At 36.4% G+C, this 11,819-nt stretch carries 9 protein-coding genes; all 9 read right to left on the reverse strand.

Features of this window, described 5'->3' with window-relative positions:
* Window positions 1–4: 4 nt before the first annotated feature.
* The 9 genes from pxpA to RLT85_RS04140 all read right to left on the reverse strand — a co-directional run bounded on the left by pxpA (window position 5) and on the right by RLT85_RS04140 (window position 11,790).
* Complete coding sequence (gene pxpA / locus RLT85_RS04100) at window positions 5–712, reverse strand: 5-oxoprolinase subunit PxpA (protein ID WP_311400760.1); 708 nt, start codon at window positions 710–712, stop codon at window positions 5–7.
* 7 nt (window positions 713–719) lie between these two features.
* A complete protein-coding gene (locus tag RLT85_RS04105) occupies window positions 720–1,877 on the reverse strand; it encodes a DUF2891 domain-containing protein (protein WP_311400762.1) in 1,158 nt (385 codons plus the stop codon).
* Window positions 1,878–1,881: 4 nt separating this feature from the next.
* Window positions 1,882–3,420, reverse strand: coding sequence for a YifB family Mg chelatase-like AAA ATPase (locus tag RLT85_RS04110; protein WP_311400763.1), 1,539 nt, complete (start codon window positions 3,418–3,420; stop codon window positions 1,882–1,884).
* 79 nt (window positions 3,421–3,499) lie between these two features.
* Window positions 3,500–5,110, reverse strand: a complete 1,611-nt coding sequence (pgi, locus tag RLT85_RS04115; RefSeq protein ID WP_311400764.1) for a glucose-6-phosphate isomerase — start codon at window positions 5,108–5,110, stop codon at window positions 3,500–3,502.
* A complete protein-coding gene (locus RLT85_RS04120) occupies window positions 5,091–5,960 on the reverse strand; it encodes an N-acetylglucosamine kinase (protein WP_311400765.1) in 870 nt (289 codons plus the stop codon). Before RLT85_RS04120 ends, pgi begins: the two co-directional genes overlap by 20 nt.
* Window positions 5,961–5,963: 3 nt before the next feature.
* Entirely contained in the window at window positions 5,964–6,968 is a 1,005-nt protein-coding gene (gene gap, locus RLT85_RS04125; RefSeq protein ID WP_311400766.1) for a type I glyceraldehyde-3-phosphate dehydrogenase, read from the reverse strand.
* A 22-nt stretch (window positions 6,969–6,990) separates the two neighbouring features.
* Window positions 6,991–7,977: a 6-phosphofructokinase gene (gene pfkA, locus RLT85_RS04130; RefSeq protein ID WP_311400767.1), complete on the reverse strand. Its 987-nt coding sequence runs from the start codon at window positions 7,975–7,977 to the stop codon at window positions 6,991–6,993.
* A gap of 144 nt (window positions 7,978–8,121) precedes the next feature.
* Complete coding sequence (locus RLT85_RS04135; RefSeq protein WP_311400768.1) at window positions 8,122–9,930, reverse strand: DUF885 domain-containing protein; 1,809 nt, start codon at window positions 9,928–9,930, stop codon at window positions 8,122–8,124.
* Between the two features lie 3 nt (window positions 9,931–9,933).
* The gene (locus RLT85_RS04140; protein ID WP_311400769.1) at window positions 9,934–11,790 is read right to left on the reverse strand and encodes a CocE/NonD family hydrolase; all 1,857 of its coding nucleotides are present in this window, start codon (window positions 11,788–11,790) and stop codon (window positions 9,934–9,936) included.
* Between the last annotated feature and the right edge of the window lie 29 nt (window positions 11,791–11,819).

Raw genomic sequence — 11,819 nt, forward strand, 5'->3', positions numbered from 1 at the left:
GGATTTAATAATTCAAATTTTGCTTCAAATACTCCAAAATCTCTAACGAATTTTGAGTATCACTATGTACGCAAATCGTATCAAATTTTTGATGTAAAATATCTCCTTCTTTACTAATAATTTCTCCCTTATTTACCATCATTTTCACTCGCTCTAAAATACTATGTTTATCCTGTAAAACAGCTTCATTTTCACCTCTAGGGACTAAACTAAAATCAGATTCATAAGCACGGTCTGCAAAACCTTCAATCGCTATTTTTAATTGTGTTTCTGCCAAGTTTTTTACTACTGATTTTGGAGACACAAAAAGTATGAGGTTTTCATCTATCTCTTTTACTAACTCAACCAACATCTTAGATTTCTCCGTATGGTATTTTAACTCATTATAAAGTGCACCGTGCGGTTTAACGTGATGAAGCCTCCCTCCTAGCCTTTCGGTAATCTCTTTTACTAACAAAATCTGACTTTTAAGCGACTTTCGTAAATCGATGAGATCTAACTCGATAATTTTTCTTCCAAAGCTTTCTTGATCTGGATAAGAAGGATGTGCGCCAATCTTCACCTGCTTTTTTATAGCAAGCTGAATCGCTACTTCTACCGTATTTGCATCGCCAAAATGCCCGCCACAGGCGATGTTACAAGACGAAATGAGAGGCATTAGCCTCTCATCGTATATTTCTCCCTCTGCTAAATCACAGTTAATGTCTATCATTTCTATACTATTTATTCACACGCTGATTATGGGCATAGAGTGCAAAAGTAGTTAGCCAATGTCCGCCTTCATAAGAATCGTTTGCTACATTAGGGAACGAATGAGCCAAATGCTCTTCTGCAATAGGTTTTAAGTGCGCAAATCCCTCATATTTTGCAACCAAATTAAACAATACGGCAGCTCGACTAAAGTTTAGTCCATCCAAATGCACGAGTTTTCCATCTTTACGATCAGATACTTCGCCTACCTTCAATGCATAATCCTTATTATTTAATTGCGGCATAAAATCTTTTAACCACAACTTAAAGGTTTGCTCGGCCAATACATTTTGCATTAAATGAAGCTCCTGCAAACAAGGAGAAAGAAAATCAAATCCGCTAGGCTCCCAAGAAATTGGACAATTATCATCTGACAGATAGTAATCTTTTGCTCGTACTGAGATTAAATCTTGTAGTTTTTTATTTTCGGTAACCAAAGCATAATCATAAGCAAATCCCATAGCAAAAGCAGTATTATCGTGTTCTCCAGTGCGAATAGGATAATTCAACTTAGGTAAAAATTCCTGAAAATTGTTTACCATAAGATCGCTTAGGGGTTGCAAGTTAACTTTTAACTCCTTTGCTATAGGATCTTCCCAAGTATGTATTTCTTGTGCTAATTTTAATAACCACGCCCAACCGTAAGTGCGTTCGTAGGTTTTATTTTGTGCCGTTTTAAAATAGCGCACTTCTTGCTGAATATTTTCTTTAGAAAGATTACTTTTCAGCAATTCTTTTATTTCTTCCGCTTTAGCGAGATTAGGAAACTGTTTTAATAAACTCACCAAACTCCAATGCGCATGCACCGAAGAATGCCAGTCAAAACAACCGTAAAAGGCCGGATGTAACTCTTTTGGATTCTTAAGGTCTTTTTCTGAAGCCAAAGTTTGACCCAACTTATTGGGAAACTCTTGCTCTAAGCATGCCAAAGGCATTTTCACCAATTTTTCGGCTTGCTCTAAACTGAGCACCACTGGCTCTGTTTGCGTAATTTTAGAAGAAATCTCTTCTACAATACTGGTATCCTGTTCCGTTTTTTGCTTTTCTTTAATGGAAACTTCCTCTTGCTTGTTGTCTTTACAAGCTACCAAAGCCAATAAACTTAATGTAATTACTATTTTTTTCATATCATTATCCTAACCAGCCATCTCTATCTAAACTTCTATACTGTATGGCTTCGCTTATATGTTCTCCGTTAATATTTTCTGCATTTTCTAAATCGGCTATAGTTCTCGACACTTTTAAGATGCGGTCATACGCTCTTGCGGAAAGATTTAATCGTTCCATAGCTGTTTTTAGGAGTTGTTTGGAAGCTTCTTCTAACTTGCAAAATTCTCTTATTTGCCCTACTCCCATTTGGGCATTGTAATGAATATTTTCTAATCCTTTAAACCGAAGCGTTTGATTCTCTCTGGCCTTGGTGACTCGCTCTCTAATTTTAACACTACTTTCTCCTCGCCTGTCATCGCTTAATTTTTCAAAAGGCACTGGCGTTACTTCTATATGAATATCAATACGATCCAGTAAAGGTCCGCTCACTTTACTCAAATAACGTTGCATTTCTGCTGGGGAAGATCTCACTGGCGCATCGGGATCATTAAAGTAACCCCCCGGACTAGGATTCATACTTGCTACCAACATAAAACTGGAAGGATAAGTCACCGTAAATTTAGCCCGAGAAATAGTAACTTCCCGATCTTCTAAAGGCTGACGCATTACTTCTAAAACGCTCCGCTTAAATTCGGGTAATTCATCAAGAAATAAAATTCCGTTATGAGACAACGAAATCTCTCCCGGTTGAGGATACGCACCGCCTCCTACAAGGGCAACATCTGAAATTGTGTGGTGCGGACTCCTAAAGGGACGCTGAGCCATAAGTCCAACATTTTCTCGTATTTTACCTACCACGCTATGAATCTTCGTAGTTTCTAAAGCCTCGTGTAAAGTCATAGGTGGTAAAATACTAGGCAAACGTTTGGCCAACATCGTTTTTCCCGATCCTGGCGGACCAATAAGAATAATATTATGACCTCCCGCCGCTGCAATTTCCATACACCGCTTAATCGATTCTTGTCCTTTTACATCGGCAAAATCGAACTCGGGATGTTCTAAACTTAGATTAAATTCTTTTCTGGTATCTACTATAGTGGGTTTTAATTCTTTTTGCTTGTCAAAAAACTCAATCACCTCGGTGATATTTTCAACCCCATACACATCAATACCACTCACGATTGCTGCTTCTTTAGCATTTTGTTTAGGCAAAATAAAACCTTTAAAGCCTTCTTCTTTTGCTTTTATCGCAATGGGCAAAGCACCTCTTATGGGCTGTAAACTTCCGTCTAATGAAAGTTCTCCCATAATGATGTACTCTTCTATTTTTGGTGCTTTAATTTGGGAAGATGCGGCCAAAATCCCTAAGGCTAGCGTTAAATCGTAAGCCGAGCCTTCTTTACGTAAATCGGCCGGAGCCATATTTACCGTAATCTTTTTTCCTGGCAGTTTGTAGCTGTTATTTTGTAACGCAGCAGCAATTCTAAAACTGCTTTCACGAATCGCATTATCGGGTAATCCTACCAAGTGATAGCCAATTCCTTTAACGATATTCACCTCAACGATTATCGTAGAAGCCTCTACACCAAAAACAGCACTTCCATAAACCTTAACCAGCATAGTCTTACTTTGTCTTAAAAGTAATCATATTTTAAAAATAAAGCGGTGATCGAGGAATTATTCTTTGCAAAATCTTAAATTATTTTGACAAAAACTCTTTTAAAAGTTGTTGAGTAGAAGCATCTAAATTTGCATCAACCTTTCCAGTTTCCAACTGTTGGTATATTTTGGAAGCCAATTGTTTACCCAATTCCACTCCCCATTGGTCGTAGCTATAAATATTCCAAATAACGCCTTGTACGAATAATTTATGCTCATATAACGCAATGAGACTACCTAAAGTTTCAGGATTTAAACGCTCTATTAAAAGCGTGTTGGTAGGTTTATTGCCCTCAAAACATTTATAAGCTCTTATTCTTTCTTGCTCTTCTGGAGAAAGATCTTTTATTTCTTCTTCAATCTTGGCTTGAGATTTTCCGCAAAGAAAAGCTTCTGTTTGCGCGAAAAAGTTAGCCATCAATTTATGGTGATGTTCTTTATTTCCGTGCACGGAATTATTAAAGCCAATAAAATCACAAGGAACTAACTTTGTACCTTGATGAATCAACTGAAAAAATGCGTGCTGCGCATTGGTTCCCGGTTCACCCCAAATGACATTCCCAGTTTGGTAAGTAACTTTCTTCCCATTACGGTCAATATTTTTTCCATTACTCTCCATAACTCCTTGCTGTAAATAAGGAATAAATTTTTGTAAATATTGGGAGTAAGGAATTACAGCTTCTGTTTCTGTAAGGAAAAAGTTGTTGTACCAAATACTAATCAGCGCTAAAAGCACAGGTATATTTTCATCAAACGAGGTATTTTCGAAATGCTCGTCCATTTTTTGGGCTCCTTGAAGCATTTCTGTAAAGTTTTTATAGCCAATTCCGCAACAAATTGATAAACCCACAGCGCTCCATAATGAAAACCTGCCGCCTACCCAATCCCACATGGGGAAAATGTTCTCTTCTAAGATTCCGAAATTCACGGCTTTTTCATTACAAGCACTCACAGCAACAAAATGCTTATGAATATCTTTTTCCGTAAAGCCTTTTTCTAAGAACCATTTTTTTATAGTAGTCGCATTACTTAAGGTTTCCTGCGTGGAGAAACTCTTGGAAACTACAATAAAAATGGTTTGTTCTACTTCTATCTTTTTTAGCACTTCAAGAACATGATCGCCATCTATATTGGATACAAAATGTACTTTTAACTGATTTTGATAAGCTTCTAAGGCATCCAGTACCATTTGAGAGCCTAAATCACTACCGCCCACTCCAATATTAACTACGTGGTTTATACTTTTACCAGTCGCTCCTTTCCAATCTCCATCAATCAATTTTTCAGAAAAAACTTTCATTTTCTCTAAAGCAGCTTCTACTTCATTAGGTTTCTCTTGAGCACGTAAACGTGTATGCGCTACCGCTCTATTTTCGGTAACATTGATAATTTCTCCCTTAAACTGTTTTTGAATAGCATCTTTAAGGTCTACTTCTTCACAAAGTTCTACAAGTAATTTTTTGGTGGTATCATCTAGTCTATTTTTAGAGTAATCGAGGTAAAATTTATCCCATTTAATATGAAATTTATCTACGCGAGCGTCATCTTCACAAAACATATCTACCATTTTTTTCTCTTTGATGTCTTGATAATGTTCTTGAAGTTTTCTCCAAGCCTTTGTTTCTATGGGGTTAATTTTTTTTAACGCCATGGGTTATCTTGTTTTGATGGTATGTTATTAAATGTGTAATGGGGTTTTTTATAATTTCTCCCGATTCTAGTCCTCTTTCTCGCAAACTTTCTTTTATAATAGCTTTAGAAAAATGGGCAATAGATCCCACAAAATGAATGGGGTACTTCTTGGATTCTTCAAAAAGCAAAATTCTATTTTCTATAAATTCTACAATTCCTTGCTTTAAAACGCCGTAAAAATAAGAGTTTATTTCGTTTTGAGTAAATATAAAGGAGGCAAAATTTGCCAAATAAGCATTCGGATTTTCTCGTTGGTAGAGATGTTTTTTAATTTCATCTGGATTCAAATCAAACTTCTGTTCAAAAGCTTCCGCTATTCTTTTTGGCATTTTCTGGTAAAAAAAATCTTGAAGCAGTTTTTTTCCGAAGAAATTTCCGCTAGCTTCATCCATTACACTATAGCCTAAGGAAGCCACTGGATTAGTGATTTTTTCTCCATCATAAAAACATACATTGCTTCCTGTACCCAAAATACAAACTAGACTAGGATGCTGCTTTATCGCTTTAACCGCGGCCATAGTGTCTTCGTCTACCAAGACCTTGGCTTTTGGAAAATAGTTTTGTAAAATTCGTTTTAATTTTTTTGTAGGAGTTGTGGTTCCGCAACCTGCACCATAAAATTCTACGGAAGAAATCTTTTCTCTAATTTGTTGCAACTCAGGATTGGCATGAAGTCGGTTCCATAGGGTTTCTTCCTGAAACACAGACGGATTTAAGCCTTGTGTTTTAGTTTCTAAAATAAGATTCCCTAAATGGTCTAAAACCACCCAATCGCATTTTGTGGAACCGCCGTCTGCAATTAAATACATCTTTTACTTAACTGTTGTCATATAAGTAGCCAAATCTACTAGTTTTGAAGAGTATCCAAACTCATTATCGTACCAAGCTATTAATTTAAAAAAGTTGTCATTAAGACCTATACTCGCTTCGGCATCAAATACACTTGTTCTTTCTTCTGAAACAAAATCTTGAGAAACCACGCCTTCTTCCGTGTAGCCCAAAATTCCTTTCAATTCATTTTCTGAAGCTTTCTTTAAGGTAGCTTTTAAATCTTCAAAAGTAACAGATTTTTTTGTTCTCACCGTAAGATCTACTACAGATACATCTGCCGTGGGCACTCTAAAAGCCATTCCTGTAAGTTTTCCGTCAAGAGAAGGAATCACTTTTCCTACAGCAAGCGCTGCTCCTGTAGTTGTAGGAATTATATTATTCAAAGCATTTCTGCCTATTCTATAATTCTTTTTGGAAGGAGCATCTACGGTAGATTGAGAAGTGGTTACCGCATGAACTGTGGTCATTAAAGCTTCTTCTATCCCATAATGATCTTCAATTACTTTGGCTAAGACCGCCAAACAATTGGTGGTGCAAGAAGCGTTAGAAACTATAGTTTCTTCTGCGGTTACTTCGTTATGATTCACTCCCAGTACATACATAGGAATATCTTTAGAAGGCGCAGATATGACCACTTTCTTAGCTCCAGCTTTTAAATGCTGACCTGCACTTTCTTTCGTTTTAAAGATTCCTGTACAATCCATAACTATTTCTGCATCCACCTCATTCCATTTTAATTGCGTAGGATCTTTTTCTGCGCTTACGCGGATTTCTTTACCGTTCACGACAAGATTTCCGTTGTTTACCTTAATATCTCCAGGAAATCTACCGTGTACTGAATCGTATTTTAGTAAATATGCTAGATGCTCTACCTCTACCAAATCATTAATGGCTACAATGTTGATGTCTTCTCTTTGACTAGCAATTCTAAAGGCTAATCTTCCTATTCTACCGAAACCGTTAATGGCTATATTTATTTTTTTCATTTTTTGAACGTATTTTTTTTATTTATATGGATATAATATCGGCTACTTTTAATAAATCCCAATCGATTTCGTTGGATCCCTCAATAGCTTCATTAAACGGAGTAACCACAATTTTTTTGTGTTTTATCCCCACCATAACATTATGTTTATTTTCTAAAAGCGCTTCTACCGCTCCCACTCCAAGTCTACTTGCTAAAACTCTATCGTAGCAGCTTGGCGCACCACCGCGTTGAATATGACCTAAAACGGTAACTCTTACTTCGTACTGTTTTAAATGCTCTTCAATATATTCTGCTAATTCAAAAATATTTTTTCCAATTTGGTCTCCTTCAGAAACCACGACAATACTCGAAGTTTTTCCAGACTTTCTACTTTTTGCTAAAGATTCTACCAACCTGTCCTTACCTAGATCTTCTTCAGGAATTAAGATCTCTTCCGCTCCAGCGCCAATGCCTGCATTTAAAGCAATGTCACCCGCATCTCTTCCCATCACTTCTACTAAAAAAAGTCGGTTGTGCGAATTGGCCGTATCTCGAATTTTATCAATGGCTTCTACCACCGTATTTAAGGCAGTGTCATAACCGATGGTAAAATCTGTGCCCCGAATGTCATTATCTATGGTTCCTGGAATGCCGACTATAGGAAAATCATACTCTTCATAAAAAAGCGATGCGCCTTTAAACGTACCGTCTCCTCCAATTACAATAAGAGCTTCTATTTCGTTTTCTTTAAGGTGATCAAAAGCTTTCTTTCTGCCTGCTGGCGTTCTAAAATCTTCAGATCTTGCCGATTTTAAAAAAGTGCCTCCTCTGTTAATCATATTCTTGACAGATCTTGCGCCTAAAGGAATAAAATCACCTTCCACTAATCCCTGAAATCCACGATAAATGCCAGTACATTCTTTTCCGTGAAAAACACAAGCTCTCACTACCGCTCTAATTGCAGCATTCATTCCTGGAGCATCTCCTCCAGAAGTGAGCACCGCTATCTTTTGTATGTTTGTTTGCATTAACTAAATATTATTTGAATTTAACTAAAATACCCACGTTAAACTACTAAAATTTAACTAAAATAAAAGTCTAGGCCACTTTCAATTTTTAAACTAAAATTTCAGGTTAACTCCGAAAAATTCCGAAGAAAACTTTGAGAAAACCTATGATTTTGTTTGAATATAAGCATCGATTTGCTTTTCTAGGTAGTGCAACGGTAAAGGTCCTTGAGAAAGCACCGCATCATGAAAATCTTTGATGTCAAATTTATCTTTAAGCTCTTTCTTTGCCTTACTTCTCAACTCCAAAATTTTAAGCATTCCTATTTTATAAGCAGTCGCTTGTCCTGGCATTACAATATGCCTTTCTACCATTTTTATACAATCGCCTTCTTCATTTGGCGTATTTGTTTTATAATAAGCGATACCATCTTCACGTGTCCATTTTTTGGTATGAATACCTGTATCTACGACCAAACGGCAAGCACGCCATAGCTCCATCGCCAACCTTCCAAAGTCTGAATATGGATCTTCATAAAAACCTATTTCTTTAGGTAAAAACTCGGTATACAATCCCCAACCTTCAACATAAGCCGTGTAAAAATTGAATTTTCTAAACATAGGAATACTATCCAATTCTTGAGCAATAGCGATTTGCATATGATGTCCTGGAATACCTTCGTGATACGCCAAAGCCTCCATTTGGTATTTAGGCATAGCTTTCATATGGTATAAATTCGCATAATAAATTCCTGGTCTAGAACCATCTAAAGCTGGAGCTTGATAAAAAGCTTTTCCCGCGCTTTTTTCTCTAAAAGCTTCTACAGCTTTCACCTTGATGTCTGCTTGTGGAAGCGTATTAAACAATTCTCCCAACCTTCCTTTCATGGTATTGATAAGCTGCTTGGCTTCAGAAATATAAGCTTCTTTGCCTTCCGCGGAATCTTCATAATAAAATTGAGAATCGTTACGCATAAACTCAAAGAATTCTTGCAAAGAACCTTTAAAATCAAGCTTATTTTTGATGACTTCCATTTCTTTCTGAATTCTTTCTACTTCTTTAAGGCCTATTTTATGAATCTCCTCTGCACTTAAATTTGTAGTCGTAACGCGTTTTAAGCGATTGTTATAATACTCCTCTCCCTTCGGAAGTTTCCAAACCCCGGCATCTGAAACAGAACGTTGCATTTGATCTTGTAATGTCGCAATCAAAGTTTTAAATCCTGAAGCTGTATGGGTTAGCATAGCTTTCTTTGCTTCTAGTTTAAGAGATTCTTTCTCTTCTTTCGCAATTTTCAGTTTTTCAAGTTTTGAGGTAAAATCTTGCCATAAAGTACTGTTGGTTTTTACCTCTTCAAAAGGAAAACCTTTTATCACATTTTGGGCATCCTCCAATACTTTGGTAAAAACAAATGTTGGAGGCACTATTCCGTTTTTCTCTCTAATCTTCAATCCTTTGGAAACATCTTCCAAGGCTTGTTTTATTCCGTTTAAACGAGAAATATAAGCCTTCGCATCTTCTTGAGAATCAATTTGATGCATATTGATTAAGAATGCTGGCAACTCTGCTTGATACCCGTGCATCTGATTGACAGGGTAATCGTAAAAACGATAGGTATAATCTGCTATCTCATTTTCCAACTGATTTTTCATCAACTCATAACTCAGCTGATTTTCTTCGGAAAGCTTTGATTTCTGAATATTATCCTTTAAAAATGCTAGTCTTATCTTGCTTTTTTCTAAGTCTTTTGGGTATTTCTCATTAGAAAAATCATCCCATAAACCATAATCCGTTTTCTTTCCTAAACGCGTTTGCATCATGGGTGAATCTGAAACATCTTCTTGGAAAGCTCTTTCAAAAAAATCTTCTACTTTTTTATCTTCAGATACCACTTTTTGCTCTAGATTAGATGTTTTTTTCTCCTGACAAGAAAACAGAACGATGCTAGTTAAAACTAAAATATATTTTTTCATTCTTTAGTTTTTTAGCCATAAAAATTCCACCGAAGAGTCTCCAAAAACGGTATGCGTTTGCTTTTGAAAGTCTTCTTTTTTAGCTTTAAAAATGTTAGGTATGTAGGTTTGCGGATTCAAATCGATTAATGGGAACCACGTACTCTGCACTTGTATTTGCAATTTATGTCCTTTCTTAAACGTATGGTGAATGTCTTGTAGTTTAATATTCACCGCCGTCTTTTTGTTTGGTGTAAACGCTTTCGGATTCTCAAAGCTATCTCTAAACCTACCACGAAGCACTTCGCTGCGCACCATCATATGGTAATTGCTCATTTTTAAATAGTCCTGAGTCTCTTCATAATCCTCTGCGTCATCGGGATAAACATCGATTACTTTCACAATCCAATCTGCAGCAGATCCTGTGGTGGCTACTTTTAATTTGGCCATAATTTCTCCTGCTAAAGTCATATCCTCTTCCAGAACTTCCGTTTCAAAAACCAAAACATCGGGTCTTCTCGCCGAAAACCGCTGATCGTCTGTCATGTATTTTCTAGGTGTAAATCCCATCTTAATATCTTCAGAATAAGGAACTGGTTTTTTAGGATCACTTACAAACTCTATTTTTTCACTAGGTTTTGGTAAGGTATGTAAACTTTCATTTTCCCCTAAATAGTATTTTTTAGTCAAAGCTTTTTTTGGAGGCCAGTTCTCGTAAGTTTTCCACTCCCTTAAACCAGTATCGTACATGGTTGCTTCGGCTAAAGCAGGTTCTGTCCCTTTTCCATTTCCTTTTAAAAAATGATTAAAGAAAGGAGTTTCTATATTTTTCTGATACTTAAGCGAAATATCATCTCCAAAATAAACATTTCCTATGGCCTGTCTTTTCTTATTTCTTGCCCAATCTCCGTGACTCCAAGGCCCAAAAACAAGCGTGTTGTAGTTTTTGTTGTTAGCTTCAATACTTTTATAGGTTTCAAAAGGCCCATAAAGATCTTCCGCATCAAAAAGTCCACCTACCGTCATCACTGCAGGCTTAATTTTCACCTTGCTTAAATGCTGAATTATCCCCCTTTTCTGCCAAAAATCATCGTAATTAGGATGATTTTTTAGTTGCTGCCAAAAAATATTATCTTCTTTATAATATTCGTCTAATTGACTAATAGGTGTGTGATCTAAGAAAAATTGGTACTGATCTTTACTTTTTAGATCTGGAAACTTAAACCAAGCTTTGTCTGTTGGTCCTTCTTGCTGATATCCAAAAAGGGCAGTCGCTCTCCAATAACTTAGCATATAAGCGCCGTTGTGGTGAAAATCATCGAAAAAGAAATCTCCAATTGAAGCTTGTGGAGAAGCTGCCTTTAAGGCTGGATGTTCAGAAAGTAACGAATACGTGGCATAAAAACCAGGATACGAAATTCCCCAAGTTCCCACTTTTTGATTGTTGTTATCTACCTTATTTATTAGCCATTCAATAGTATCGTAAGTATCACTGGCTTCATCTACTTGTTTCCCTTTTTTATTTGGAATGTAAGCCCGCATATTGTCATAAATTCCTTCACTCATCCAGCGTCCGCGTACATCTTGATAGACAATAATATTTCCCTCTTTCATTAAAAATTCATTAGGCCCCACTTTAGATCGAAATTGATCTTTCCCATAAGGACGAGAACTGTAAGGCGTTCTCTGCATTATTATGGGATACTTATGTGATTTGTCTTTAGGCGAGTAAATCGTGGTGTGCAATTTAACGCCATCACGCATCTCAATATTTACTTCTTGTTTGCTGTAATGCTCTTTAATTTGGTATTCCTCGTCTTGTGCCGATAGATTGAAAACTGAAAAGAAAACGAGTAGAGATAAATAATAAATTGACTTCATTTTTATAGTATAATTTTTATTTCTTAAAG

It is taken from the genome of Mesonia ostreae, assembly GCF_031845265.1.
Lineage (GTDB): Bacteria > Bacteroidota > Bacteroidia > Flavobacteriales > Flavobacteriaceae > Mesonia > Mesonia ostreae.

Coding starts and splice junctions, on each gene's coding strand:
- pxpA (WP_311400760.1), bottom strand. CDS start 712: ATGATAGACATTAACTGTGATTTAGCAGAGGGAGAAATATACGATGAG.
- RLT85_RS04105 (WP_311400762.1), bottom strand. CDS start 1,877: ATGAAAAAAATAGTAATTACATTAAGTTTATTGGCTTTGGTAGCTTGT.
- RLT85_RS04110 (WP_311400763.1), bottom strand. CDS start 3,420: ATGCTGGTTAAGGTTTATGGAAGTGCTGTTTTTGGTGTAGAGGCTTCT.
- pgi (WP_311400764.1), bottom strand. CDS start 5,110: ATGGCGTTAAAAAAAATTAACCCCATAGAAACAAAGGCTTGGAGAAAA.
- RLT85_RS04120 (WP_311400765.1), bottom strand. CDS start 5,960: ATGTATTTAATTGCAGACGGCGGTTCCACAAAATGCGATTGGGTGGTT.
- gap (WP_311400766.1), bottom strand. CDS start 6,968: ATGAAAAAAATAAATATAGCCATTAACGGTTTCGGTAGAATAGGAAGA.
- pfkA (WP_311400767.1), bottom strand. CDS start 7,977: ATGCAAACAAACATACAAAAGATAGCGGTGCTCACTTCTGGAGGAGAT.
- RLT85_RS04135 (WP_311400768.1), bottom strand. CDS start 9,930: ATGAAAAAATATATTTTAGTTTTAACTAGCATCGTTCTGTTTTCTTGT.
- RLT85_RS04140 (WP_311400769.1), bottom strand. CDS start 11,790: ATGAAGTCAATTTATTATTTATCTCTACTCGTTTTCTTTTCAGTTTTC.